This is a genomic window from Camelimonas fluminis (genome assembly GCF_014656355.1).
GTDB classification, from domain to species: domain Bacteria; phylum Pseudomonadota; class Alphaproteobacteria; order Rhizobiales; family Beijerinckiaceae; genus Camelimonas; species Camelimonas fluminis.
In genome coordinates, this window is the sequence record NZ_BNCG01000007.1 from 54,279 (window position 1) to 79,032 (window position 24,754).

A 24,754-nucleotide genomic window follows, 5' to 3' on the forward strand; every position below is an offset into this window, starting at 1 on the left:
GCGAACCCGGGCGGCCGCTTCCCGGGTTCAGCACGGCGCCTCTGCTCCTTCAAGCATTTGCTGGAGACGGGGCGCGACAAAATCGAGAAAGACGCGCACGCGTTGTGGCATGCGCCGCCCTCCAAGAAACACCGCATGGATCTGTTCCTCGTCAGGCGCCACGACGTCGGCCAGCACCTCCACAAGGCGGCCGGCGGCGACGTCAGCCCGCACGTGATAGTCGCCCATCCGCGCCAGGCCAACGCCAGCCAGCGCCATGCGCCGCACGGTTTCTCCATTGTTCGTGAGCAGCGAGCCCCGCACCGCGCGATCAACAATCCGGCCGCTTTCCCTGATGGGCCACACCGGCGCGGCCCGGCGAAAATTGAAGCCGAGACAGTTATGCCGCGCCAGGTCGTCCACTGTCCGGGGCGTTCCGTAACGCTCAAGGTAGGCCGGCGCGGCGACGATCTTGCGGTGCGCCACGCCAATGCGGCGCGCCATCATGCCTGAATCAGGCAGTGGCCCGGTGCGGAAGGCGACGTCGGTGCGGTCGAGGTACAGGTCGACAATCTCGTCCGACAATGACAGGTCGATCACGATATTGGGATAGGCCCGCCAGAACTCTGGCAACAGGGGCTCCAGACAGAGCACGCCAAAAGCCACAGAGACATTGACCCGGACCGTGCCGCCGGTGGTTGCGGCGCCTTGCGAAAGCTCGCGCTCCGCCTCGTCCAGGTCATGCAGCAGGGCCTGACTGCGCTCGTAGTAAATCTGGCCTTCCGCCGTCAGCGACAGACGCCGCGTCGAGCGCTCGACAAGACGCACGCCAAGCCTGGTTTCGATGCGCGAGACCAGCTTGCTGACAGTCGACGGCGTCATGCGCAGCAGGCGCGCCGCCTCCGAGAAACTGCCTGCCTCGACCACCCGGAGGAACACCTGCATCTCTCCCACGCGATTGTCCATGACTCACCCGCCGATCGTCCGTCCTGGATTTCGTTTCACAAATGATGTGCAGAACGGACGGATTATCAAGGGGCCGGCGGCGGGCTATCTCACCTGCCATGACAACCGGCATTGCCTGGAAAGCATGCTGATGCAGCCCCATTTTGCGGCGGCCAAGATCGCCGGATTTCTTGCCAGGAGTATCCCATGCAAAACGTCGTCGCCCATGGCGCAACCATTCCGGCTCTCGGTTTCGGCGTGTTCCGCATGTCCGATGCAGAGGTGGAGCGCGTCATTCCGGCTGCCCTTGAAGCCGGCTTTCGCCATTTCGACACCGCCCAGATTTACCAGAACGAAGCCGCCCTCGGCCAGGCGCTCCGCGCCGCCGGCGCCCGCCGCGACGAGCTGTTTCTCACCACCAAGGTCTGGGTCGACAACTACAGCGCCGACCGCTTCGCCGCCTCTATTGATGAAAGCCTCAACCGGTTGCAGGTCGAGCAGGTCGATCTGCTTCTGCTGCACTGGCCAGCGGACAAGGTTCCCGTCGCGGCGCAGATCGAAATGCTCAACGCCGCCCAGGCCGCCGGCAAGACCCGGTTCGTTGGCGTCAGCAACCAGAACATCGCGCAAATGCAGGAATCGGTCCGGCGCTCGCAGGCGCCGATCGTGACCAACCAGGTCGAGATGCACCCTTATCTGCCGCAAGCGGCGCTTGTGGCGGCGTCGCGGGCCAGCGGCGTCGCCATCACCGCCTATTACGGCATGGCCGATGGCGCCGTTCCGAAAGATCCGGCGCTGCAAAAGATTGGCGCGAAATACAGCAAGAGCGCCGCGCAGGTGGCGCTGCGCTGGCTGGTCCAGCAGGGCCACGTCGCCCTGTCCAAGACGGCGCGCCCGGAGCGCGTCAAAGAAAACTTCGCCATCTTCGATTTCGCTCTCGACGACTCCGACATGGCGGCGATCGCCAGTCTCGCCCGCCCGGACGGCCGGATCGTCAGCCCGGCGGGCCTTGCCCCGGCCTGGGACGCGTGAGGACCAGCAGCCATGAGCGCCACATCCCTGACGGCTGATCCAGCCGAAACCTCTTCCCACACCCGCTGGGCGTTGCCCGCGCTGGCCATCGGCGCATTTGGCATCGGCACGACAGAGTTCTCGCCGATGGGCCTGCTGCCCGTCATCGCCAAGGGGGTCGACGTGTCGATCCCCACGGCCGGATTGCTGATCAGCGCCTACGCCATCGGCGTCATGGTCGGCGCGCCGGTGATGACGCTGGCGTTCAGCCGCTTTGGCAAGCGCACCGCGCTGATGCTGCTGATGGGGATCTTCACCATTGGCAACCTGATGTCAGCCGCGGCGCCTGGCTACTACACGCTGCTCGCCGCCCGGCTGGTCACCAGCCTCAATCACGGCGCGTTCTTTGGCCTTGGCGCCGTGGTCGCGGCGAGCGTTGTGCCAAAGGACAAACAGGCGAGCGCCGTGGCCGCCATGTTCATGGGCCTGACCATCGCCAACATTGGCGGCGTCCCCGCCGCCACCTGGATTGGCCAGCAGATCGGCTGGCGCCTCGCCTTCGTTGGCACGGCGCTGATCGGCCTTGTCGCCATCGCGGCCCTGTGGTTCGCCCTGCCGAAGGGTGAACGCGGCGTGATGCCGGACGTGAAACGCGAGCTTGCCGTCCTAATCCGGCCCGCGGTGCTGCTGGCGATGGCGACCACGGTCATGGGGGCCGGCGCCATGTTCACGCTCTACACTTATGTCGCCCCGATCCTCACGGAACTGACCGGCGCATCCGGCGGCTTCGTCACGCTCGGCCTTGTTCTGATTGGCGTCGGCTTCACCGCCGGCAACTGGCTGGGCGGCAAGCTGGCTGACTGGTCGCTTGACGGCGCCACGATGATCTTTCTGGGCGCGCTGGCGACGATCATGTTCATCCTGCCGCTGGCGCTGACCAGCCACGTGGGCGCGGCCATCGGCCTGCTTGTCTGGGGCGCGGCGGCCTTCGCCATCGTGCCGCCGGTGCAGATGCGGGTGATGGAAGCCGCCTCCGAGGCGCCAGGGCTGGCTTCCTCGATCAATGTCGGCGCGTTCAACCTCGGCAACGCCGTTGGCGCCGCCGTCGGGGCGGCGGTCATCGGCCTTGGCCTTGGCTATGTGGCCGTCATCATCGCCGGCGGTCTGCTGGCGGCGGCCGGTCTGCTGCTGGCCTTCAGCGGCAGCCGGTCTCAAACGCCGCAACTGGCGGCCTGCGACACCTGACGCAGGGCCCGGCGACAGGCCCGCTCTCCAGGTCTCCGGGAGCGGGCCTGTTATCATTTTCCGGGTCAACGCTCGTCAGGCAGGCTCTTCAGCCAGTTGACGAGCGCCGCCGTCACCTCTTCAGGGCGCTCCTGCTGGGTCCAGTGGCCGCAACCTTCCAGGATGACCGCGTCGGTGAGATGGGGAACGTTCGCCCGCATGGCGGCGATCATGTCCAGACCCGGGACCATGGAGAGCACGACGTCGCGCGCGCCGCCGATATAAAGCGCCGGCTGCTGGATCTGGCGGCCGCGCCACGGCGTCATGAAGGCGACGTCGCGGTGCTGGTTGCGGTAACGGTTCAGTGGTCCGCGCAAACCGCTCTGCCGAAATTCGCTGACCAGATATGCGATGTCCTTTTCGGTCATCCAGCCGGGAAATGGCTGTGGATCGGGCAGACCATCGAGCACCCTGGCGCTGGCCGGACGGTTGTCGCCCAGTCCATCCGGCGCCTCGCCGGCCAGCCAGAAATAGAAGCGCCGGACAAAGGCGCCCAGATCGGCCTCGGCCTCCGCCTCGGCGACGCCCGGCGCCTGGAAGTAATCCTGATAGAAAAACTTGCCGCGGTCGGCGTAAACCGGCTTCAGCGCGTCGATCAGCGTGCGCTCCGACACGCCCATGAACGGCACGGAGAGGCCGGCCACCGCCCTGATCCTGTCTGGATGCAGCAGGGCCGTATTCCACACGAGATAGGCGCCCCAGTCGTGGCCGATCAGCACGCCAGGCGCGCCGCCGCCTTCCGCCGCCACGACGCCGGCGATGTCCGCCGTCATGGATTCAAGATCATACGCCTCGACAGGGTGAGGCTTGTCGCTGCCGCCATAGCCACGACAGTCGATGGCGCAAACCTTGAAGCCGGCTTTGGCAATCGGGCCAATCTGATGTCGCCACGCCGCCCAACTCTCCGGAAAGCCGTGCACAAGAACCACCAGCGGCCCCTCCCCCGCCATGGCGGCGCGCAGACGGATGCCGTTGGTTTCAATCATCCGGAATTCCGGACCCTCTGGGCTGCTGACCATTGTTCCCCCAAGCTGGCGCAACGGAGCGTGCGCCTGGTTGCAGCGTACCCAATGCGACAGCCCTGATCCATGTCTGGCCAGACGCCGATCGTCAGCCGCGCGGCGGCCGGTCGCTGCTGCGCCGCCAGATGCGCAGGAATGCGCGCGCCTTGTGGGAGAACGTGCGCCGCTCATCAGAAATGGCGTCGAGAAACTCGGCGAGCCGGTGTGATTTTTTGGCGGTGTACAAAATGAGCGCCGTCACGGGGATGATCACCGCCAGCACATGGAAAACCTTCTCCAGCGCGCCCCGCCCGGAAACGCTGACCAGGCCGGCGCCGATAAAGCCAACCGTCAGCGAGCCGATGAGGCCAAAAAACGTCACCACGGTCAGCCGCACCACCGTGTTGGCCTGACGACGGAAAGAATCGCTGTCGAGATAATCGATCATGTCGAGCACTTCCCGCCGCACCTCGGCGAACAGCCCGTTCAGTTCCAGGTGCCGCCCCCACATGGCGAACAGGTCGTGGGCCGGCGCCTGGTTCGACACCTCCTGGAACCAGTAGCGGTGGCCAAAACGCAGGAAATTTTCGTGCGTCAGCCGCACCGCGCGCTTGAAACGCTTCACCGTTTCCGGCGCATAGTCTGTCAGCCCGCTGATCGCCGTCACCAGCCGGTCGCGAAAGATCAGCAAAGCAGCGCGGTGGAAGTGCGCGATCAGACCCAGCAGGAAATACTGCCGCCGGAACTGGCAGGTAATGCCAGTCGCCGGATCGGCATAGCGCGGGTCGGCGGCGTCGCCGACCATGATGAACGCCTGGCCCGAACACAGAATGCGGGTGGCGATCTGGTTGTGCCCCCCCGCCGGCTCCCAGAACCGGTCATAGCAGTAACGCGCCTCGAAATCGGCCAGAAAGCCCGGCGCGAACGGGGCGACGCCCCGGGGACCGGAAGGAGCCACCAGGGCCAGCCGCATCCAGTCTTCCCGGCTGATGGCCAGCGGATGATCGACCGCCAGGCACCCGAACACTGGCAGGCGCTGGTGCTCAAGCGGACGGAAGCGGATCGGCTCCCGCCCATCCGTCGCCTGTTCATGCTCCGGCGCCAGCGGATCCATCAGATACTGCCAGTGCGACGCAATGCGGGGCGTGCGGTGCGCCCGGACGAAATCGAGATAACGGGTCTTGTGCGCATAGTCGGAAACGGCCAGCACAGCGCCGGCGGCGTCCAGCAGGCTGATGCTGGCGCAGCAATTGGTCCCCGAGCCGTCCGCCTCCCAGGTCGTGGGATACACGCGGCCAAGCCGGAACAGCGCCTCCTGCGCCTGGTCCAGCGTCAGATCGTGGCAAAGAAGCTCGGTGGTGATAATGGCGAGATCAATGTCGTAGAAAAAATACAACGCAGCGCGAACGACCGTGAAATCCACTGGCGCGCTCTCCGGCTGAAACTGCGCCCGCACCGTGGCCACGTCCCGGCGCCGGAAGATGCGCACCGGCGAGGCGCCATAGGACGCGCCAGCGCGCGGCTGGTCGCTTTCGCCATACAGAAAGCGCTGCACCGCTGGCATGAAAGCGGCGAACTCGGCGTAGTGGCGCTCCTCGAAACCGCTCCCGTCGCCAGCAAAGGTATCGGAGGCCTCCTCCCACTGGCTCGCCAGCCGCGCCAGGCGTTCGGCATGCCGCATGCTGGCGTCGGCCCCGGACAGCGGCGACAACTGCACCGGCCACAACAGTATTTGCCGGAACTCCCGCACCATCGGCCGCTGCTGGTCCATGAAACGCCCCGCCCCTCCTGAAACCCCGCTTCAGCGTGCGTCCGCAGCATGTGAGACGCCGTGATGTGGGTCTGCCCGGTATCCCGCGGATCAAAGGATGCGGCGAAACCGGCGCCGGCAGCGCCTCATGTGAAGCTCCTGGCAGGGTTCCGTCACGCCAGATGCGTCATGATCGGCGTCGGGCCAGGGGCAATGTCAACCGGATTTGCATGCATCCGCCACGCCGGGCCTGTTGCGCGCGAACCGGCGTCAGTCCCGCCCCCGCGCCGGGCCTGCATCGCGGCCGCCGCCGGCCCAGGAGGCCAGCCCCACGGCTGCGCTTCCCGACGGAGGGGCCCGCCCCTCCAACAGCAAGGTCCGCTCCAGCAGTTGCTCATACAGCGGGCGTCCACCGATCCATTGCGCCGTCAGATTGGCGGTGAGACAGGCGCACATCATGGCCAGAGTCAGCCCATAGGAGCCGGTCAGCTCCAGCGCCAGCACAACGCCAACGAGCGGGGCGCGAATCGAGGCGGTGAACAGCGCGGCCATCGCGACCATGCCGAAGGCCAGCGGCGAGGCCCCATCGCCCAGGTCGCCGCCAAATCCGGTCTGGACAACGGCGAACTCGACCATGCAGCCGAACGCCATGCCGGAACAGACGGCCAGCGCCAGGATTGGCGCGAAAACCCCGCCTGGCGTTCCCGCCGAATAACTGCCCACCATGGTGATGAAGCGCATGACGACGAACGCCAGCAGCATTGGCAGCGCCGGCGTCTGGGCAGCCCATTTCATGATGACGGTTTCACCGCCAGTGACGGTTTGCGGCGCCACGGTCAGCAGGGCGCCGACGCCAAGGCCGACCAGCGCCGGCCACAGGTAAGGGACGCGCCGGTTGCAGGCGGCGGCCAGATTCAGGGTCGCAAGCAGGGCGGCGTTCAGCGCCACGCCCATGGCGCCAAGCGCGACGCCGAGCAACGCAAAGGCTGGCAGGGTGGCCAGAGGCGCCTGCTGGCCAATCATCGGAAGATCAACGCGGGTTCCGGCGATCGCCTGGGTCACGATCGTTGAGGTGACGGCCGCGGCGATCACGCCCATATAGGTGCGGAATGTATAGGGAAACTGCTTGCGGGTTTCCTCGATCACGAACAGCGCCCCGGCCAGCGGCGCGTTGAAGGCGCAGGCCAGGCCCGCCCCTGCTCCGGCGGCCAGCAGACCGCGCCGCTCTATCGTGGTGCAGCGCGTCGCGTCGGCTGCGGCGGCGGAAACCGACGCGCCAATGTGGATGGTGGGGCCCTCACGCCCGAGCACGAGGCCGGAGGAAATCGCCGCGACGCCAGCAACGAACTTCACCGGCAGCACCAGGCGCCACCGCACCTGACGGATGCCCTGAACCGCGCCTTCCAGTTCCTGGACGCCGCTGCCGCCAGCTTCTGGCGCCAGGCGGCGCACCAGCAACACGCTGACCACCGTCGCCAGCGTGGTCACGCCCATGGTGCACCAGATGCGCTGGTCGGGCGCAACCCGGGTCGCCAGCCATTGCGGCCAGGCGGACAGATAGTCGATGGTGAGATGGAAGCCCGAGCCGATCAGACCAATAACGGCGCCAACGAGCGCGGCGAGCGCCACAAAGAGGAACTGGTAGACCCTGGCGCCCTGCACTGACGTGGCGTCATTCAGTGATGGCGCATCCGCCTGTTGCGACGTCGCGGACCCGATCATGAAGCCTGACGCCTCCCCTGAAACAGAATCGTGGCGGTCCGCCCCGCCACGCCTATCATGACCGGCGGCGGAGCGTCCCTTCTTCGATGATCTGAAGCTGTCGCTCCAGAGACCTGGCGGCCGACCTGCCGCTTACTTGCCGCCGAGCGCGCGCTCGACAGCGCCCGCCGCCCACTCCTCGGGCGAGATTTTGGCCGCGCGCGCCTTTTCATTGACGGCGTCGATCACCGACGACGGCAGCGGCACGTTCAGGATGATCTCCTCGGCGCTCTCAAGCCCGTAGACCAGCGGAACGACCACGCTGGCGAAACGCTGCACGCGGCTCGCCTTCTGCTGGTTGTTCAGCATCGTGTTGGCCGCGACCACAGGGCAGTAGGCGCTGATCAGGTTATCGATCACCAGGGTGCGGTTCGCCCCGTCCTTGCGCAGCTTGTCGACGGCGGCGTTGAGGGCGTCCGGATCGTTCAGCGGGTCCTGCTTGCCAAAGTTCAGGCGCAGATCCTTCACCGCGGCCGGCTCCTCGCCCGCCTTGATCGCAGGGCATTCGAAAGCCTTGTCAGCAGCGAAGGCCGGAGCGGCGAGCATGACGGCAAGCGCGGCGGCGATGGAAAACACCTTCTTCAAGATATCGTCTCCTGGTGACCCCAGGCCGCGATTCACAGCCGGGGTGATTGACAATTCTGGCTCCGCAACGGCGGTGGTTCAAGAATGCGGTTGCGCCACGCTGGCGGCGGCCAGGATGCGGCTCACATCGCCGGCCTGATCCACGATCTTCGCCAATGGAACAACGCGCGGCGCATCCAGGCCGGCGAGTGTCGTCAGGTCGACGCTGACGAAGTTGAGGCCATTGTAATCGCGGACGAAAAACAGCTTGCGCTCGAGGTCGCTCATGCTGGTCCAGGAGGTGAACTCCGTCGCATAGGCCTCCCCGTCCCCCGCCTTGAGGCCCTGCACCTCCAGACCGCCGCCGCCATTGGCCGAGCAATCAATGGACACGCCGCGCGGGCGGTCGAAATTGTTCATGATATGCGCCAGCGTCCGCACCGCCGCGTCGGGGTTGGCGGCCTTCTCCGTGTATTGGGCGTAATACACCGCCCGCACGAAACGTCCGACCGAGGTGCTGGAGGACGGCAGACCAGCGGTGGCGATGCCCGAATCCGGCTGTTGCGCCGCCAACGCGCCGAAGGTGGCGCTGGAACGGTCGACGTTGCTCAGGAAGGTGTAATTGTTGAGGTTGGTGAGGTGCCAGTCGAACTCCGGGCCATTGGTCATGACGCCGACCGGATTGTCGAACAGACGCATCACCCCTTTGGTGAATTCGATGACCAGCGCCGCCCCTGAGGGGTCGTGGGCGACATAGTGGAACGGCGACACGGCGCCGCCGAGCATGGCCAGCGGCTCCAGCAGCACAGGCTGGCGTTCAAGCCCGGCGCGCACCTCAGCCACCGTGGCGAAACTGCCGAGGATCCAGCCGCCCAGATCGGAAGCCGCCAGGGCGGCCTGGGTCATGTCCAGGGATTGTGCGCCGCCAGCCGAAGGATAGGACAACAGGCTGAAGCTGAGGCCCTGGTCATTCATGCCCTCGATGACCTTGAGATCATCCGGCCCCAGCGGCGCGGCGGTCGTCGGCAGCCGACCCGGCATGGTGATGGCGACGAAATCGCGCCGCCGCTCGAACGTCACCGCCGGATGCCCGGCGACTTCCGACGCGCACTGGGCGCCCTTGGGGAAGACGACAAGCTGGTATGGCAAGGCCACCGTCAGTTCGAGCGTCCGGCCGAAATAGGCCTTGCCGGCGGCGTCCTTATAGACAAGCGACGTGCACATCCAGAAATCCCCCTGTCCGGCTTCATTGCGTCAAGCGGTACATGATCCGCGAGAAAAGGAAAATGGTCATATCCGGGGCCATCACCGGTGCATGAGGCCTGACGCCGTATCGCGCGACGTCATGGCCCCCAGCACGAAGGCCAGATTGGCGGCGGCAACCAGCGAGGCGGCGTGGGCGTCAGCCTGGGCCTGACGGGCCACAAGCAGACCGCTGTCGGCGGCGGTGGCGGCGGTGATCGAGCCAACGCCCGACTTCCAGGCGGCGAACGCCGCGTCATAGGTCACCCGCGCCGCATCGGCCAGCGCCGAGGCCGCCTTGTAGGACGCCAGCGCCGAACGCAACGTATCGGAGGCGACGATGATCTCGCGCACGGCGTCGTTCTTCACGCGGTTGAACGTGGTTTCGCCGGAATCAGCCAGCGCCTCGGCCTTGCGCAGCTGGGCGGCGCGCAGCCCGCCGTCGTAGATCGGCATGGTCGCGCCCACCAGGAAGCCGGTGGTGGAGCCCTGCTGGCCAATGGTCGGCAGGCCCGTGGTGCTCAGGCTGTTGGAGCCGCTGGCGGCGACGGCGCTGAGAAACACCTTGGGCATGAACTCCGATTCAGCGGCGGCGACGCCGGCGCGGCTGGCTTTCATCGCCGCGTAGCTGGCCAGCACGTCGGGACGGCGCGCCAGGGCGGCGCGGATGGCCGCATCGGTCGGAGCCTGGAAATTCGCCGACAGCGCCCGGCCGCTGGCGTCGCGGATCTGCATCTGCGTCATCGGCGAGACGCCCATGGCGCCGAGCAGCGCCTGATAGGCGCCGCGCTCCGCCCCCTGGGCCTGCACCAGACCAAAGCGCGCCTGGGCGACCTGCTGTTTCGCCTGGGCGACCTCTACTGTGTTGCCGAGCCCCTTTTCCATGCGATCGGCGGCGGCGGCTTCGATCGCCTGGCTGTTGCCCAGCGTTTGTGTGGCGATGCGCACGCGGCTGCGCGCAGCGCCATAGAGGAAATAGGCGCGGGTGACGTCGAAGATGATCTTCTGGTGGGCGCCGTTGAACAGCACATTGGCCGCGGCCGAATTGTGCCGGGCGGCGTCATGCAGGGCGCGGCGCTGGCCAAAGTCGAACAACAGCCATTGCAGCGTCACCGTCGGAGTGACGCCGCCCACGGTGACGCTGGGGTCGCGCAGGCCCGGCAACGCATTGTCGACGCTACCGCCCACCCGCTGGCGACCGCCGATGACGCTGGCGGAAATGACCGGCAGATAGGTGGCCGCCACCATGCCTTCCGACAGCGCGGCCTGGCGCGCCTGTTGCCAGGCAAGACGGGTTGTCGGGTTGCGGTTCTGGGCGACGTCGATCAGTTCCGGCAGGTCATAGGCCCGCTTCGACGAAATATCCGGCGTCGCCTCCAGCCCCGCCACTTCCGGTTGCGGCGCCACGCTGAAGGATGGCGCGCCGCCGGGGGCCTCCACCGCCTGTTCGCCCTTCGGTTTCCAGGGCGTCGCAGGATGCTCGGGCGCGTTCTCCAGGGCGCTTGTGGCGCAGGCCGCCAGACTGCCCGCCGCCGCCAGCAGCAGGCCCGACCGCAGATGGCGGTTCACCCGTTTCACGATGAGCCAGGAGGCGTTGTGTAACGTCATGTTCTCATCCGGCGGCAAGCTGCGTGATGCGGCGCGCCCGCGCCAGCGTGTCAGGGGCGCCGCTTTCGGTCATGGCGGCGGCGGCAATCGGGGTCAATGTCGCGGCGCGCTCCGGTTCGAGCGCCGCAGAGGCGGCGCGGAACTGGCCGGCTTCTTCATCAAGCGCCCGGTTGCTGAAGGCAACGGCCGGCAGCAGGGCGACAATCTCATCGATCAGCCCGTACAGGCGACGCAACTCCGCCGGCGCCGGGCTCTGACTGCGTGGTTCGAATGGCGTCATGTCCAGGGCCATTTTCGCGGCGGCCGTGCTGGTGGCGGCGTTGGCGATGTCGTTGACGGCGTCCGGGCGCGCCGCTGGCGTCATGGCGGCCAGGCGGGCCAGCGCCACAAGCGCCCCGGCAAGCTGGCGACGCACCTGCACAACCGCGCTCTTTGGCCAGAAATTGGTGAACATGATGAACACCAGCGTATTGCCAAGCAGGATGCCGATGATCCTGTCCCGCGCCGAACCCATGTCAAGGCTTGGGCCAAAACCGTTGAGAATGGTCAGCAGAAAGGCCAGGCCAATCTGCACGCCGCCGTAGGAGATGCGCTCGCTGCCCGTCGACACCCATGCGGCCGGAAGGATGGCGACAAAGACCAGCGCCATCAACCCGCCGACCGAGGTGAGATGCGGCATGACGAACAGGATCGACAGGATGCCGATCAACGCGCCGATCAGGCAGCCGACGATGCGCAGCGTCAGCTTGTGCGCGGTCTCGCCCGTGGTGCCCAACGCCGCCACGTAGCAGGTGACCATGGCGGTGGCGATGCCCTCCCAGTTCAGCAGGGAGTACGTCAGATAGGCCAGCACCGCCGCCGCCGTGGTTTTCAGGGCGTAGCGCTGGTGGTCCGGGTTGGTGAAGGCGTCAGGCGCCAGGAAGGGGACTTTGGCCGGAACCGCCGTCATGCCGCCGTCCGGCGCGCCAAGGCCCGCCAGGGTCCTGCGGATCACCGCCAGCGCGGGCGCGTCGTCAGCATCGGCCGCCAGGAGCTCCTGCTGAACCAGCGTTCCCCGATGGCGCACCGCCCGCGCGGCGGCGCGGCTGGCGGCGGCCAGCGACTGGCGCGCGGCGCTCTTGCTGTCGTCGTCCGCGAGCGCCGCGGCGGCAAGCAGCATCCGGTAAGTCGCGGAAGCGGCGCCCGCCAGCCATTGCGCCTCGGCTTTGGGGGCGGTGTAGAAAATCCGGGTCATCAGCACCCGTTTGTCGACCTCGGCCTGGCCTTCCGCCAACAGCGCCATCGCCTTGCCGCGGTCGCCCGTCGCCAGAAGATCGGCGGCGGCGTTCAGGCGTTCGGCCACCGTCTGGCGCAGCAGCGTGTGCGGGCCGGTTCCGAGCACCAGGCAGAAGCCGATCATCAGCGCCATGGGCATGCAAGCCATCGCCCAGGCGTACAGCAGGCCGCGCGTGACGATCTCACCAACCGGGACCAGGTCAACCATGGTCAGGATAAAGGCGATGACCAGGCCGATGATGGCCCCGATCTCGCCGAGTTGCGACGCCGAACTGAGAAACAGAAAGATGAACGTCGCCCCGGCGATCACCGCCAGGCGCAGCAAAGGCGTCTCCGCCAGCGACTGGATCAGCGGCGCCATGCCGAAAACCACGAGGGTGGCGAGAATGATCAGGCCGATGGCCTGGCCGACGCACTCGGCGCCGTTGGGCCGCATCAGGAAGATGATCAGATAGCAGCTGATGGCGGATTCCGGGATCCGGTGCATCATCGCCACGGCGGCGGTTATGGCGCAGAGCAGGGCCACGCGCCAGGTCAGGCCGAAACGCCCTTCGAACGGCTGAAGGTCGCTCCAGACCTGCCGGGCGATCATGCGCCAGGGCGCGTCAGCAGCCGTCGCCATGATGCACCATTGCGGTAGCGGAAGCGCCAACGCGCATCAGCCCGTCCGGAGGATCGATGAGCCGGATGCGAACGGGAAAGCGCTGGGCGATGCGCACCCAGTCCAGACTCTTGGGCACGACCGGAAGATTGCGTGGAATGCGGATCACATCCTCCGAGGCCACGCCCCAGCTGATGCTCTCGACCCGCCCGCGGATCGGCCGCTTGCGGTCGGACAGGACGTAGACGGTGGCGCAGTCGCCAACGCGGATCGCCGGCAATTCCGTCTCGGTGAACGGCGCCACCGCGAACCATTCCCCCGTACTGATGAGGGTGAATATGGACTGGCCCGGGATCACATACTCGCCAACGCCGGTGTTCAGGCTGGACGCCTTGCCGGCGAAGGGAGCCCGCACTTCGGTGTTGGCCAGGCCCCGCTCCGCCAGCGCCAACGCCGCCCGGCGGGCGTCCACCAGGGCTTCCGCCGCCGTCAGGCTGCCGACCAGGGCGTCCGCCGCATCCTTCTGGCGCATGGCCTGGCGCAGGCTCACCTCCGCGTCCTGCTTCGCGGTGCGGGCCGTGTCCACTTCCTGGGCGCTGACATAGCCCTTCGGGCGCAACGCTGTCAGGCGGGTGAGGGTCTGGGCAGCCAGGGCCAGATTGGATTTTGCCCGCGCGATCTGTTCGTCGGCGATGATGGCGTTGTTCTGTTCCGCCACGACGGCCCGGCGCTTGTCCGCCAGCGCCGCCTCCGCGATGCGCAGATCGGCCGCGGCCTGATCGCGCGCCAGCTGGTAGGGCTCTTTCTCAAGCACAAACAGCAGGTCGCCCTTGCCGACTGCCTGGTTATCGGCAACGTGGAAACTGGCGATTCGGCCCGGGACGCTGGCCGAAATCGCCACGGTCCTGGCGCTCAGGCTGGCGTCCTGGGACAGGGGATTGCGATCGGCCTGCCGCATGAAACGCTCGCCGCCGAGCACGGCGACGCCGATGATGATGAGGCCGGCCAGCGTTCCCCAAACCTTCAGCGCGCGCTGTTTGCTCGCGGGAGCCATGCGTTACCTGCCAAAGCCGAAGAAGGAAACCAGAAGGCCGATGATGACGGCGACCGCCACATACACCGGCAGGCGCACGGGGAACATGTCGTCAAGGCCAATGCGAATGAACGCGACGCGCACCAGCACGGCGCCAATCACGCCGACAAACGCGCACAGCAGCCAGGCGGGAAAGTAGGCGTCAAACAGGGGGATGGCTGGCGCGCCTAATGATGAACTGACGGGAGCGCAGCCGGCCAAAAGGCCGGCAAGGGTCATGAGGCCGGCAAGGGCCGTCGGTACCGTGACCGCCGCCAGATGGCGTCGCGAAGCCGGCGGCTGACGCATGAGGCGGGGCGAACGGGCAGGACGAGCAAGGCCTCCCATCGACATGCCCTGGCGATGATCCTGGACGACAGGCAAAGAACCTCCACCGGAGCACGCGAGAAAATCGTGGCGTTTCAGGACAAGGCGCTGGCGCATGCTGCGCCCGGATGGCGCCACGCGAGCGCCACAATCGGGCGCAGTCATGCATTAGCCGCTTCCTGCCGCAGCAGCAAGCAACCAAGGACAATTACCCCAAAATGGCCAGGCGCGGTCTGGCTTGCGTGACCGGCTCCTCCCGATGCCGGGCCCACGCGGCCGCCGGACGGACGACGGGGCGGATCACGCCGCCCCGGGGGGGGATTTTATCGGCCAGCGACAACCGCCGAAAACGCCACGTCGCGATCAACTTCCGGCTCCCTTGGCAGGTCCAGCACGCGCTCGCCAATGATGTTGCGCTGGATCTGGTCGGTGCCGCCGCCGATGGACGTGAAATAGGCGTTGAGGCTGAGGAAGTTGGCGTCCTCGGCGCGCGGGTGATCAGGTCCCTGCAGCAGGCTTTCCGGCCCGAGCAGTTCGGTGCGCACCCGGCCCTCCTCATGCAGGATCCGGCTCATGGCCAGCTTGCCCAACGACATGATCGACGACGAGGTGCCCTGTTTGAGCTCCGCCTTGGCCCGGCGGGTGTTCAGGCTGTTGAGCATGCGCCATGCGATGACCTGGGCGACATCCTGACGGACCAGCGGATCCGACAGCTTTCCGGCCTCCCGGGCAAGCTCCAGCAAGGCGGCGTCGCCGTGGGCTTCCTTCGCGCCGGATCTGGCGCCGCGCGCCGCATCGCCCATCACCGAGCGTTCATAGGCCAGCGCGGTCTGCAGCACGCCCCAGCCGCCGCCCAGGTTCCCGAGCAGGTTTTCCTCCGGGATGAAGGCGTCGTCGATGAACACCTCGTTGAAATGGGTTTCATCGGTGATCTGCCGCAGCGGACGCACGTCGACGCCCTTCTGGCGCATGGGCATGAAGAAGAAGCTGATGCCCCTGTGCTTCGGCACGCTCCAGTCGGTGCGGGCGATGAGCATGCCATAGTCGGCGATATGGGCGCCGGAGGTCCACACTTTCTGACCGGTGACGCGCCAGCCGCCTTCCACCTTGTCGGCGCGGGTGCGGATCGCGGCCAGATCACTGCCGGCGCCGGGTTCGGAATACAGCAGGCACATGCCCACTTCGCCGGCCAGCAGTTGCGGCACGATCTGTCGCTTGAAGGTCTCGGTGGCGTGGGCCAGCGCCGTGTTGGCCCACAGGTTGGAGCGGTCCTGACCGGTTCCCGGCGCCTTGGCCTCGGCAAAACAGCTCTCGACAATGCGCGCCTGGGCGTCGCTGAGACCGCGGCCATACCATTCCTTCGGCCAGCGCGGCGCGGCCCAGCCGGCGTCACGCACCTTCGCCAGCCATTCAGCGCGGGGGTCAGGCCCAAAGCGTTCCGTGCGCTGCGGCGCGCCGCGCCAGTTGGCCGCCAGCCATGCCGTGACTTCCGCCTTCAATTCTTCGTCCGTCATGACTGCGCCTCCAGCGCTTGGATGAAACGTTCGCGCCAGTGGCGGCTATCGCCAAACAGTTGCGCGCCGGAACGGGCGCGGCGCAGATACAGATGCGCCGGATGCTCCCAGGTGAAGGCGATGCCGCCATGCATCTGCACCCCGTCTTTGGCGCAGCGCACATACGCGTCGGCGCAGGCAAAGGCGGCCAGCGCCAGGGCGCCGTCGCGATCCGCCGCATCGCCGGCAAGTTGCTCCGCCGCGTTTCGCGCCGCGCTGGTCGCGCTTTCCGCCTCCAGCAACAGATCAGCGGCCATGTGCTTGATCGCCTGAAAACTGCCGATGGCGCGTCCGAACTGCCGGCGCTCGCGGGCGTAATCCACCGTGAACTCGAGCACCCGGCGCGCCCCGCCCGCCTGATCGCCCGCCAGGGCCAGCAATCCGACCGCCAGGGCGCCGGCGACCCGCGATCCGTCGCAAATCCGCTCGACCGGACCATCGATATGCAGGTCCGCCAGACGGCGCGTGCGGTCAAAAACGGGCAACGAGGTGGCGCTGAAAGCATCGCGCGCCACGGCGTAAACGCCGTCGTCGCCAGCCAGCAACACGAGATCGGCGATCTGCCCGTCCGGCACGAAGCGGGCGACGCCTTCAGCCCGGCCACCGGCGACGCGGACGTCGCTCTGGCCTGTCCAGTCATGCACGCCCAGCGGAGCGACGGCGACAATCAGTTCGCCAGCGGCCAGCGCCTGGGCGCGCGCGCCGTCAAGCAACATGGCGGCCATCGCGGTGGAGATCATCGGCGCTGACGACAACGCGGCCCCGAATTCCTCCATCACCAGTTCAAGCTCGACTGGCCCCAGGCCGGAGCCGCCATTGTCTTCGCTGACAAGCATGCCGGCCACGCCCAGGCCGGCGAGTTCACGCCACAGGGCGTCGTCATGCCCGGTGTCACTGGCCATGACCCGCCGCACGTCGGTTTCGGCGCACCGGTCAGCGAGGAGCCGCCGCACGCTGTCGCGCAACGCGGTCCGTTCTTCGTGTGTCATAACCTGCGTCATGCAAGCGTCTCTCTCCCAGGGGCGCCGTTGCGCCCGCGTCATTGTCCGGCCTGTTATTGTCTGTCCGCGCCGGCCCGCGCAGCAGGTTAAACTGTTTTGGCGCATCGCATCCAGCGCCAAAACACGGGATCACCCATGACAGGCGCCAGCCCCGGCGGCGCTGGTCGCCTGGAGAGTTTTCCGATCCATGCTGACCGGAAACCGCCCTAGTCGCCCAGCAGCGCGTTCATGCGCTCGACGGCTTCGAGGTAACCTTCCTTAAAGTCCTGCACGACCTGGCCAGCGCTGCGGACGTCCTCGATCAGACCCACGCCCTGCCCCACGAAATAGGTGACCATGTCGCGCGCCTGGTCGTTGCCGTTTTCAGCGGCGCGATCCACGGCGCGCAGGGATTTCTCGCTGACAAGGCTCATGAACGGCATCGGCAGGGCCCCGGGACTGTCGGGACTGTTTTCCCAGGCATCCGTCCATGTGGAGCGCAACTGGCGCGCCGGCTTGCCGGTGCGGCTGCGAACCCGCACGGCGTCGCGGCTGCGCGCCGCCACCATCTTCTCGCGGAAGACCGGCGAGGTTTCGCTCTCTGGCGTCGCCAGCCACACTGATCCGGTCCAGGCGCCGGCGGCGCCCATGGCCATGCACGCCGCCATCTGCTCGCCGGTCATGATGCCGCCGGCGGCGAGCACCGGCACGTCGCGAATGGCGCGCACCGCCCGGACCACCTCCGGCACCAGCACGAGGGTGCTGACCTCGCCGCAATGGCCGCCGGCCTCGGTGCCCTGCGCCACGATGATGTCGACGCCGGCCTCGACCAGACGCACCGCGTGCTCGCGCGCGCCGGCCAGCGCCGCGACGGGAACGTTGTGCTTCCTTCCCATGGCGATCATTTCCGGCGGCGGCACGCCCAGGGCGTTGGCGATCAGCCGGATCGGGTGCTCGAAGGCCGCCTCCAGCGTGCGGAGCGCGGTGTCCGGATCGAAGGGCTGGGCGCGGTTCCGGTAGCGGTCGCTGGCGTCGTCAGGGATCGTCACGCCGGCCCCGGCCAGCAGGTGCTCAGCGAACTCACGGTGCGCGGCGGGGATACGCCGCACCAGCGCCGCGGCGGACACGCTGCCCTCGCCCCGGGTGGCGAGGTTTTCTGGAACGAGAACATCGATGCCGTAAGGCTTGCCGTCGACGTGATCGTCAATCCATTTCAGCTCTTCGCGCACCGACTCGGGCGTATGCGCCGTCGCGCCAAGGACGCCGAACCCACCTGCCCGGCTGACCGCCGCCACGACATCGCGGCAGTGGCTGAAGGCCAGCAACGGAAACTCGATTCCGAGCATTTCACACAGTTTCGACGCCATGTTTCCTCCGGCATTTGATTTCACGCGATACCGTTCGTTATGCGAACTATAAGATTACGCAAAAGCCTGTCAACGCCGGGCTGTCCGGTCCCGCTTGCGGTCGATGACCTGGGCCAGCTCTTCAACGCGATCCAGCAGCGCGTCAGCGTCGGCGACATCGAGATAATCGGCGAGTTCGCCAGCGGCGATGCGCTCGAACTCCGCGAAACTGGCCAGACCGCCGGCGGTCAACCGCAACATTTCGGCGCGGCCGTCATCCGGGTCGGCGTAGCGCTCGATCAGGCCGCGCTTCTCCATGGCGTTGACCAGAACAGACGCAGTGGGCCGGCCGATGCCAGAGAGCGACGCCAGCACGCTCGCCCGCCGTGGACCACGCTTCAGCATCAGCAGAAACCGGTATTGCGCGACGGTCAGCGCGCCGTTCTGCCCGGACCGCTCCAGCAGGCGGTGCAGGATGACGGTCACGCGCATGAGCAGAATCCAGCGCCGGTCGGGCTCGGGCTCGCCTGTCACAAACTGCCTCCGGATACGTGGCGCGACAGCCGCGCCAGACTGGACTTCAGAGCGGTTGCCCGCAAAAAATGAATGCCCGCCGCAAACACAGGGCAAATCCCGCGCCGCAGGATGCGGACTTTATCCCGATGCGCAAGGGATTGTGACCGGATCTGGCGGGAAGCCGTCAGGGCGCCTCGCCCGCCCGCATTCCCGACTGCTTGCCGCGACGCCCCATAAACACCATGCCGGAATAATTTCCTCAATACGCCGGCATGCCGGATGCGCGGGTTCCGCGCGCAAGTCCTGACGGCCTCAACGATACAATGCGCCAGACCAGCCCGCCGTCCACCACCCTCCCGTCTCGTCCGGTCGGCGACAACTGCTGTCATCGCCGCGTCATCCATCCGTCATTCCGCTTTCATCCGCCGCGCGCATGCTTCTCCAGGTTCATCGTGGGAAGAGAATGCGGCGTCGCCATGCGGCGGCCGCCTGTTTCCGCAATCCGCCACTCCAGACTTCCAGGTCTGTTGGCGTCCCCAGCGACGCCGGGACGGGCAGAATGCTCACTTTTGAAAACCTCTCGCGCCATTATGGGGCCAAACGCGCCGTCGACGGCGTCACGCTGGACATCCCCCGCGGCGCCTTCGTTGGCGTGATCGGCCGCTCCGGCGCCGGCAAGTCGACCCTGCTGCGCATGATCAACCGCCTGGCGACGCCGAGCGCCGGGCGCATCGCCTTCGACGGCCAGGACGTCACCGCCCTGCGCGGCGCCGGACTGCGCGCCTGGCGCGCCCGTTGCGCGATGATTTTCCAGCAGTTCAATCTGGTCGGCCGCATGGACGTGCTGACCAATGTCATTCTCGGCCGGCTCAATGTCATTCCCACGCACCGGGCCATGCTCAAGCTGTGGCGGGACGAGGACCGGGCGCTGGCGCTCGCCGCGCTGGAGCGGCTGGACATCGCCAGCCTCGCAACCCAGCGCGCCGACCAGCTTTCCGGCGGCCAGCAGCAGCGCGTCGCCATCGCCCGGGCGCTGATGCAGAACCCGGACATCATTCTGGCCGATGAACCGATCGCCTCGCTTGATCCACGCAACACCCGCCTCGTCATGGACGGTCTCGCCGCGGTCAACCGCGAATACGGCATCACCGTCCTGTGCAATCTCCATTCCATCGAGCTGGCCCGCGCCTATTGCCACCGCCTGATCGGCATGGCTCACGGCCGTGTGGTGTTCGACGGCTGCCCGGACGAACTGACCGACGCCGTCATCGCCGAACTTTACGGCATGGACTGCGACGAGACCCGCGCCGTCCAGCCGCGTCCAGCCGCCCAGGCGGCCCAGGCGGAACCCGCCTTCGCCGCACGCGGCCTGATCCCGGCCGGCGCCTGACGCACGGCTTTCGCCCGGTCCTTTTTCCCCGCGAGAGGCCGGTGCGCCTGTCGCGGAATGCTCCCAGGGAATATCTCATGTTGCATCGCCGCCTGCTGCTCGCCGCAGCAGCAACCCTCGCGCTCGCCGCCCCGTCTGTCGCCGCCGAAACCGGCGCCGCCTGGAAAGCGAAGTATCCCGAACTGGTCTACGCCATCATTCCCGCCGAGAATTCCGGCACGGTGCTCGATCGCTGGACGCCCTTCGTCGACTATCTCTCGAAGGAGCTGGGGGCCAGGGTGACGCTGCGCGTCGCCAACGACTATGCGGCGGTGATCGAGGGCCAGCGCTCCGGCAATATCCACATCGCCCAGTACGGACCGGCCTCCTACGCCCGCGCCCGCATGACGGGCGTGAAGGTTGAGCCGTTCGCCATCGAGGTGAACCCGGACGGCACGCGCGGCTATTATTCGGTGCTGTGGACCAAAGCCGGCAGCCCATACCAGAAGATCGCGGACCTGAAGGGCAAAAATCTGTGTCTGGTCGATCCCAACTCGACCTCCGGCAACAACGTGCCCCGTTTCGCCATGAGCAAGATGGGCATCGAACCGGACAAGTTCTTCGGCAAGGTCGTCTACGCCGGCAGCCATGAGAACGTGATCTTCGCCATCAACCAGGGGACCTGCGACGCCGGCTTCAATCTCTGGGTCAGCGACACGGAATCGACCCTGCAGCGCATGGCGGCCAAGGGCGCCGTGAAGGCCGACGACTTCCGCATCATCTTCCGCTCCGAGCAGATCGTGAACTCGCCGGTGGCCTATCTCACCGACCTGCCGGAGGACCTGCGCAAGGCGATCAGCGTCGCTGTCGTCTCCATGCCGCAGAAAGCCCCGGACGTGCTGAAGAAGATCTTCGATGGCAAGGGCGGCTCTTACCAGCCAGTCGATCACAAGGCCTATGAGCCGATCGTCCAGCTCAACGGCTTTGTCGACACCCTGCGCAAGAAGCGCTCCTGACCATTGGAAACGCCCGGACGGCGCGGCCGCGCCGTCCGGGAATCCCGCAAGCATCAGATCAGGACGCCATCCGGTTCACGCCGGCGGGCTTCCCTGACGGCAGAGCCCGAACGTTGTGAAAGCTCCTTCTCTTCACGCTTTTGACCAGGCGCCCCGCCAGCCTCCTCGCCAGGACCCTGTGGGGTCGCAGGCGGATCACGCCCGCCACTGGCGCGAGGTCCAGCGCCGCAAGCGCGGACACACCCTGATGTTCTGCGCTGGACTGGCGGCGGCGACGCTGTGGTCGGCCTGGATGTCGGACGTCAACCTGTCGAAGCTGTTCAGCAACATCGGCAATTTCTTCGGATATTTCGACCGTATCCTGACGCTCGATTCCGGCCCCGCGATGGGGCGGCGGGTCTGGACGGCGCCTGGCGAATGGCTGTGGGGCCTCGACAAATGGCTGCCCCTGCTCGCCGACACGTTGCTGATGGCGTATCTTGGCACCCTGCTCGGCGCCCTCGGCGCCCTGGCGCTTTGCTTTGCGCCGGCCCGCAACCTGACGCCCAATCCGTGGGCGCGCGTGGCCGCCCGCCGGTTTCTCGAATTCTGTCGCACCGTGCCGGAAATCGTCTTCGCGCTGATCTTTGTGGTGGCTTTCGGTCTGGGCCCCATGGCCGGCGTGCTCGCCATCGCCGTGCACACGGCCGGCGCGCTGGGCAAGCAGTTCTCCGAGGTGGTGGAGAACATCGACATGAAGCCGGTGGAGGGCCTGATGGCCTCCGGCGCGGCGCGCTGGCCCACCATCCGCTTTGCGGTGATCCCGCAAATTCTCTCCAATGTGGTGAGCTATTGCCTGATGCGGTTTGAGATCAACGTGCGCGGCGCCTCCGTCATGGGCTTCGTCGGGGCCGGCGGCATCGGTCAGGACCTGATCGAGGCCATTCGCAAGTTCTACTACGCTGACGTCTCGGCGCTGCTGCTGCTGATCGTCCTGTGCGTCTGCGTCATTGACTTCCTGTCGGAGAAGCTGCGCCACGCCCTGCTTGAACGCGAGGCGCACGCATGACCATCCCATCCGCGCCCGGGGCCATGCGCCTCACCCACGCCGACGCCGCCAGCATCGCCCGCATGCGGGCCCGCCATCCCGAGGCCTTCCACGCGCCGCCGCTGCGCCGCGCCGCGCCATACCTGATCGTTGCGCTGGCCACGGCCCTCGCCGTCTTCGCCCTGTGGCGCTTCGAGTTTTCGCCTGTCAGGCTCGCGACGGGCCTGGCCAGGCTCGGCGACATGGCCGTGCTGATGGTCCCGCCCTGGCCGGGCGGCCTCGCCGAGGCGTGGACGGTGGTGAAGGCGCTCGGCGAAACTGTCGCCATCGCGTTTCTCGGCACGCTGCTGGCGACGGCATTCGCCTTTCCGGTGGCTTTTCTTGCCGCCCGCAACACCACGTTCAGCGGCGTGGCGCGCTTCCTGACCCGGCGCGGCCTCGACGGCGTGCGCGGCGTCGACATGCTGATCTGGGCGCTGTTGTGGATCAATGTGGTCGGGCTTGGCCCCTTCGCCGGCGTGCTCGCGGTGATGACCAGCGACTTCGGCGCGCTCGGCAAGCTGTTCTCGGAGGCCATCGAGGCGGCGGACCGCAAACCCGTTGAAGGCGTTGCGTCCACCGGCGGCAGCCACTGGCGCCAGGTGCGCTTCGGCGTGCTGCCGCAGGTGTTGCCGGTGATCGCCGGCCAAGCGCTGTATTTCTTCGAGTCAAACACCCGCTCCAGCGCCATCATCGGCATCGTCGGCGCCGGCGGCATCGGCCTGTATCTGTCGGAGCAGATCCGCATGTTCGAGTGGCAGGGCGTCGCCTTCGCCATCATCCTGATCCTGATCGCCGTGGCGATTATCGACCGGATTTCCGGTGTCCTGCGCGCCGCCATCATCAACGGCGGCGTGCAGAAGCTGTAGGACCGGGTGCTCTAACCTGTGGCTGGCCCTGTTCCCCCGCTCAAGGGGAGGCGGAGCCTGGAAGCGCCTGACCCGGGTTCCGGATTTCAAACTCGACGCGGTCCGCCGCGAATAGCGAGCGGGTCGCCTGGATCGGAACACCGTCCAGATCGACATTGACGCTGTCCACCACCAGCAGCGGTCGGCCCGGCGCCAGTTCCAGCAAGGTCGCCTCTTCAGGCCTGGACATCCGCGCGCCGATCCGCGTCGACGCCCGGGTGTAATCGTTGACCCCGAGCGCCGCGAAAGCCCGGGTGAAGGAGCCGCTTTCTCCGTATTGAGCCGCCAACCCGGCAAAACGGGGCAGCGGAACATGCGTATAGGCCAGGGACAAGGGCGCGTCGTCGGCCCGGCTCAGCGTGGCCAGCCGCAGCGCCGGCGCACCCTCCGCCAGCCCCAGCGCCTCCGCCACCGCGGCGCTGGCGGCGACGGTTTCCGACGCGAGCAGCGCCCCCGACGCCTCGCGTCCGACCCGCGCGAGCGCGGCGGAAAAGCGGGTGCGCCGCGACAGGGGATAGGGCAGCGGGGACGCCTCGACGAAGGTGCCGCGACCCTGGGTGGCGCGGACCAGGCCATCGGCCGCCAGCGCCGCCAGCGCCCGCCGCACCGTATGACGGTTGACGCCAAACTGTCCCGCGAGGTCCGCCTCGGCCGGCAGGCGCGCGCCGGAGACAAGCCGGCCGGCGGCGATATCCGCCGCCAGCGCATCGGCGATCTGCCGCCATGCGGCAAGGCCGCCGCCACGTTGCACCTGTCTGCTGTCCATCAATCCGTCAATCCGCCGTTGCTGTTGTGCGGGAGCGCCTTCCGACGGGACGGAATCGCTGGTCGACCAGAAACCGTTCAAGACAGGAAAACATGAACCGGTTTGCGATCCGGGGCAAAGCCGGTTCACGCTGTACCGGATTCTCACTCTATCCGTTTGAATGGATAGATTTTCTTCACGGGAAACGGCATCCGCTTCGCTGGAAGGGCTCCAGATGATCCGCCGCCGCGCGGCGGCGTCAACCGGAAACGCGCCGCCGTCATGCGGGTGTCACGGATCTTCGCCATAGTTGTCTATACAAATAGACAACGTTCTGCGAAAGTCCCGATCATGACTGATACGCCAGAAATCGCCTCCAGTCTGACGCCCCTGCAGCAGGCGCGTCGCGCCGCCATGGCCATCTGCGCCGAAGCCACGCGCGAGGAGTTGGAAACCGTCGTGGCGGCGGTGGGCTATCCGGGAGCCGTCGCCATCCTGCGTCGGCCTGAAACCGGCCTCGTCCTGGTGCGTGGCCGCGCCGGGGGCGACGGCGACGCCTTCAATCTGGGCGAGATGACGCTGACCCGCTGCGTCGTGCGCCTTGACGACGGCGTTGAGGGTTACGCCTGGACGCCGGGTCGTGATGGCGCGCGAACACGGGCCGCCGCGATCATTGACGCGTTGGTCCAGAGCCCGACGCACGCCAGTGATCTCGACGCCGCCATGACGCCGGTGCGCCAGCGCCTCGCCGACGACCTGGCGGTCGCCGAGAGCCGCACGGCCGCGACCCGGGTCAATTTTTTCACGATGGTCCGGGGCGAAGACTGATGGCTCC

Annotated in this window: 22 protein-coding genes; 7 read left to right on the plus strand and 15 right to left on the minus strand. The window is 67.2% G+C overall.

Annotated features, from left to right (window positions below; genetic code table 11):
* Positions 1 to 27 precede the first annotated feature (27 nt).
* On the minus strand, positions 28 to 945 hold the full coding sequence (locus IE243_RS10175) for a LysR family transcriptional regulator (RefSeq protein ID WP_191319257.1): 918 nt from the start codon (positions 943 to 945) through the stop codon (positions 28 to 30).
* A 186-nt stretch (positions 946 to 1,131) separates the two neighbouring features.
* Here IE243_RS10175 and IE243_RS10180 point away from each other — a divergent pair, with 186 nt between their 5' ends.
* Together IE243_RS10180 and IE243_RS10185 are read left to right on the plus strand one after the other, a co-directional pair.
* Positions 1,132 to 1,956, plus strand: coding sequence for an aldo/keto reductase (locus IE243_RS10180; RefSeq protein WP_191319258.1), 825 nt, complete (start codon positions 1,132 to 1,134; stop codon positions 1,954 to 1,956).
* Between the two features lie 12 nt (positions 1,957 to 1,968).
* Entirely contained in the window at positions 1,969 to 3,180 is a 1,212-nt protein-coding gene (locus tag IE243_RS10185) for an MFS transporter (RefSeq protein ID WP_191319259.1), read from the plus strand.
* A gap of 65 nt (positions 3,181 to 3,245) precedes the next feature.
* Here IE243_RS10185 and IE243_RS10190 read toward each other — a convergent pair whose 3' ends face one another.
* The 13 genes from IE243_RS10190 to IE243_RS10250 form a co-directional block, all read right to left on the minus strand.
* A complete protein-coding gene (locus IE243_RS10190) occupies positions 3,246 to 4,205 on the minus strand; it encodes an alpha/beta fold hydrolase (protein WP_244643047.1) in 960 nt (319 codons plus the stop codon).
* A gap of 124 nt (positions 4,206 to 4,329) precedes the next feature.
* Entirely contained in the window at positions 4,330 to 5,991 is a 1,662-nt protein-coding gene (locus tag IE243_RS10195) for a hypothetical protein (RefSeq protein WP_191319261.1), read from the minus strand.
* 249 nt (positions 5,992 to 6,240) lie between these two features.
* Positions 6,241 to 7,692, minus strand: a complete 1,452-nt coding sequence (gene clcA / locus IE243_RS10200) for a H(+)/Cl(-) exchange transporter ClcA (RefSeq protein ID WP_191319262.1) — start codon at positions 7,690 to 7,692, stop codon at positions 6,241 to 6,243.
* 132 nt (positions 7,693 to 7,824) lie between these two features.
* Positions 7,825 to 8,316 carry a hypothetical protein gene (locus IE243_RS10205; RefSeq protein ID WP_191319263.1) on the minus strand — a complete coding sequence of 164 codons (492 nt, stop codon included), beginning with the start codon at positions 8,314 to 8,316 and terminating at the stop codon, positions 7,825 to 7,827.
* Positions 8,317 to 8,394: 78 nt separating this feature from the next.
* Complete coding sequence (locus tag IE243_RS10210; protein WP_191319264.1) at positions 8,395 to 9,519, minus strand: linear amide C-N hydrolase; 1,125 nt, start codon at positions 9,517 to 9,519, stop codon at positions 8,395 to 8,397.
* A gap of 81 nt (positions 9,520 to 9,600) precedes the next feature.
* A complete protein-coding gene (locus IE243_RS10215; protein ID WP_191319265.1) occupies positions 9,601 to 11,145 on the minus strand; it encodes a TolC family protein in 1,545 nt (514 codons plus the stop codon).
* Between the two features lie 4 nt (positions 11,146 to 11,149).
* Entirely contained in the window at positions 11,150 to 13,042 is a 1,893-nt protein-coding gene (locus tag IE243_RS10220) for an FUSC family protein (protein ID WP_191319266.1), read from the minus strand.
* Positions 13,026 to 14,075 carry a multidrug transporter subunit MdtN gene (gene mdtN, locus IE243_RS10225; RefSeq protein ID WP_191319267.1) on the minus strand — a complete coding sequence of 350 codons (1,050 nt, stop codon included), beginning with the start codon at positions 14,073 to 14,075 and terminating at the stop codon, positions 13,026 to 13,028. The genes IE243_RS10220 and mdtN overlap by 17 nt, the downstream gene beginning before the upstream one ends.
* Positions 14,076 to 14,078: 3 nt before the next feature.
* The gene (locus tag IE243_RS23455) at positions 14,079 to 14,477 is read right to left on the minus strand and encodes a YtcA family lipoprotein (RefSeq protein ID WP_244643049.1); all 399 of its coding nucleotides are present in this window, start codon (positions 14,475 to 14,477) and stop codon (positions 14,079 to 14,081) included.
* Positions 14,478 to 14,743: 266 nt separating this feature from the next.
* The gene (locus tag IE243_RS10235; protein WP_191319268.1) at positions 14,744 to 15,934 is read right to left on the minus strand and encodes an acyl-CoA dehydrogenase family protein; all 1,191 of its coding nucleotides are present in this window, start codon (positions 15,932 to 15,934) and stop codon (positions 14,744 to 14,746) included.
* Positions 15,931 to 16,974 (minus strand): acyl-CoA dehydrogenase family protein, encoded by a 1,044-nt coding sequence (locus IE243_RS10240; protein ID WP_210319831.1) that lies wholly within the window; start codon positions 16,972 to 16,974, stop codon positions 15,931 to 15,933. The genes IE243_RS10235 and IE243_RS10240 overlap by 4 nt, the downstream gene beginning before the upstream one ends.
* A 206-nt stretch (positions 16,975 to 17,180) precedes the next feature.
* Positions 17,181 to 18,320, minus strand: coding sequence for a nitronate monooxygenase (locus tag IE243_RS10245; protein WP_191319269.1), 1,140 nt, complete (start codon positions 18,318 to 18,320; stop codon positions 17,181 to 17,183).
* Positions 18,321 to 18,389: 69 nt separating this feature from the next.
* Complete coding sequence (locus tag IE243_RS10250) at positions 18,390 to 18,833, minus strand: MarR family winged helix-turn-helix transcriptional regulator (protein WP_191319270.1); 444 nt, start codon at positions 18,831 to 18,833, stop codon at positions 18,390 to 18,392.
* 541 nt (positions 18,834 to 19,374) lie between these two features.
* Here IE243_RS10250 and phnC point away from each other — a divergent pair.
* The 4 genes from phnC to phnE (IE243_RS10270) all read left to right on the plus strand — a co-directional run bounded on the left by phnC (position 19,375) and on the right by phnE (IE243_RS10270) (position 23,135).
* Positions 19,375 to 20,205 (plus strand): phosphonate ABC transporter ATP-binding protein, encoded by an 831-nt coding sequence (gene phnC, locus IE243_RS10255; RefSeq protein WP_191319271.1) that lies wholly within the window; start codon positions 19,375 to 19,377, stop codon positions 20,203 to 20,205.
* A gap of 77 nt (positions 20,206 to 20,282) precedes the next feature.
* Positions 20,283 to 21,200, plus strand: a complete 918-nt coding sequence (gene phnD, locus IE243_RS10260; protein ID WP_191319272.1) for a phosphonate ABC transporter substrate-binding protein — start codon at positions 20,283 to 20,285, stop codon at positions 21,198 to 21,200.
* 178 nt (positions 21,201 to 21,378) lie between these two features.
* Positions 21,379 to 22,248 (plus strand): phosphonate ABC transporter, permease protein PhnE, encoded by an 870-nt coding sequence (phnE, locus tag IE243_RS10265; protein ID WP_244643050.1) that lies wholly within the window; start codon positions 21,379 to 21,381, stop codon positions 22,246 to 22,248.
* Positions 22,245 to 23,135, plus strand: coding sequence for a phosphonate ABC transporter, permease protein PhnE (gene phnE / locus IE243_RS10270; protein ID WP_373301645.1), 891 nt, complete (start codon positions 22,245 to 22,247; stop codon positions 23,133 to 23,135). Before phnE (IE243_RS10265) ends, phnE (IE243_RS10270) begins: the two co-directional genes overlap by 4 nt.
* Positions 23,136 to 23,175: 40 nt before the next feature.
* Here the strand turns inward: phnE (IE243_RS10270) and phnF are convergent, their stop codons facing one another.
* Positions 23,176 to 23,940 (minus strand): phosphonate metabolism transcriptional regulator PhnF, encoded by a 765-nt coding sequence (gene phnF, locus IE243_RS10275; protein ID WP_191319273.1) that lies wholly within the window; start codon positions 23,938 to 23,940, stop codon positions 23,176 to 23,178.
* A 330-nt stretch (positions 23,941 to 24,270) separates the two neighbouring features.
* Here phnF and phnG point away from each other — a divergent pair, with 330 nt between their 5' ends.
* Positions 24,271 to 24,747, plus strand: a complete 477-nt coding sequence (gene phnG, locus IE243_RS10280) for a phosphonate C-P lyase system protein PhnG (protein WP_191319274.1) — start codon at positions 24,271 to 24,273, stop codon at positions 24,745 to 24,747.
* The last annotated feature ends 7 nt before the right edge of the window (positions 24,748 to 24,754 follow it).

Bases quoted from the DNA above. Each gene is read 5' to 3' on its own strand.
- phnE (WP_373301645.1), top strand. From the start codon at position 22,245: ATGACCATCCCATCCGCGCCCGGGGCCATGCGCCTCACCCACGCCGAC.
- phnG (WP_191319274.1), top strand. From the start codon at position 24,271: ATGACTGATACGCCAGAAATCGCCTCCAGTCTGACGCCCCTGCAGCAG.
- phnC (WP_191319271.1), top strand. From the start codon at position 19,375: ATGCTCACTTTTGAAAACCTCTCGCGCCATTATGGGGCCAAACGCGCC.
- phnF (WP_191319273.1), bottom strand. From the start codon at position 23,940: ATGGACAGCAGACAGGTGCAACGTGGCGGCGGCCTTGCCGCATGGCGG.
- IE243_RS10195 (WP_191319261.1), bottom strand. From the start codon at position 5,991: ATGGACCAGCAGCGGCCGATGGTGCGGGAGTTCCGGCAAATACTGTTG.
- IE243_RS10235 (WP_191319268.1), bottom strand. From the start codon at position 15,934: ATGACGGACGAAGAATTGAAGGCGGAAGTCACGGCATGGCTGGCGGCC.
- mdtN (WP_191319267.1), bottom strand. From the start codon at position 14,075: ATGGCTCCCGCGAGCAAACAGCGCGCGCTGAAGGTTTGGGGAACGCTG.
- IE243_RS10190 (WP_244643047.1), bottom strand. From the start codon at position 4,205: ATGATTGAAACCAACGGCATCCGTCTGCGCGCCGCCATGGCGGGGGAG.
- IE243_RS10245 (WP_191319269.1), bottom strand. From the start codon at position 18,320: ATGGCGTCGAAACTGTGTGAAATGCTCGGAATCGAGTTTCCGTTGCTG.
- IE243_RS10220 (WP_191319266.1), bottom strand. From the start codon at position 13,042: ATGGCGACGGCTGCTGACGCGCCCTGGCGCATGATCGCCCGGCAGGTC.
- IE243_RS10210 (WP_191319264.1), bottom strand. From the start codon at position 9,519: ATGTGCACGTCGCTTGTCTATAAGGACGCCGCCGGCAAGGCCTATTTC.
- IE243_RS10215 (WP_191319265.1), bottom strand. From the start codon at position 11,145: ATGACGTTACACAACGCCTCCTGGCTCATCGTGAAACGGGTGAACCGC.
- clcA (WP_191319262.1), bottom strand. From the start codon at position 7,692: ATGATCGGGTCCGCGACGTCGCAACAGGCGGATGCGCCATCACTGAAT.
- IE243_RS10180 (WP_191319258.1), top strand. From the start codon at position 1,132: ATGCAAAACGTCGTCGCCCATGGCGCAACCATTCCGGCTCTCGGTTTC.
- IE243_RS10240 (WP_210319831.1), bottom strand. From the start codon at position 16,974: ATGACGCAGGTTATGACACACGAAGAACGGACCGCGTTGCGCGACAGC.
- phnD (WP_191319272.1), top strand. From the start codon at position 20,283: ATGTTGCATCGCCGCCTGCTGCTCGCCGCAGCAGCAACCCTCGCGCTC.
- IE243_RS10175 (WP_191319257.1), bottom strand. From the start codon at position 945: ATGGACAATCGCGTGGGAGAGATGCAGGTGTTCCTCCGGGTGGTCGAG.
- IE243_RS10185 (WP_191319259.1), top strand. From the start codon at position 1,969: ATGAGCGCCACATCCCTGACGGCTGATCCAGCCGAAACCTCTTCCCAC.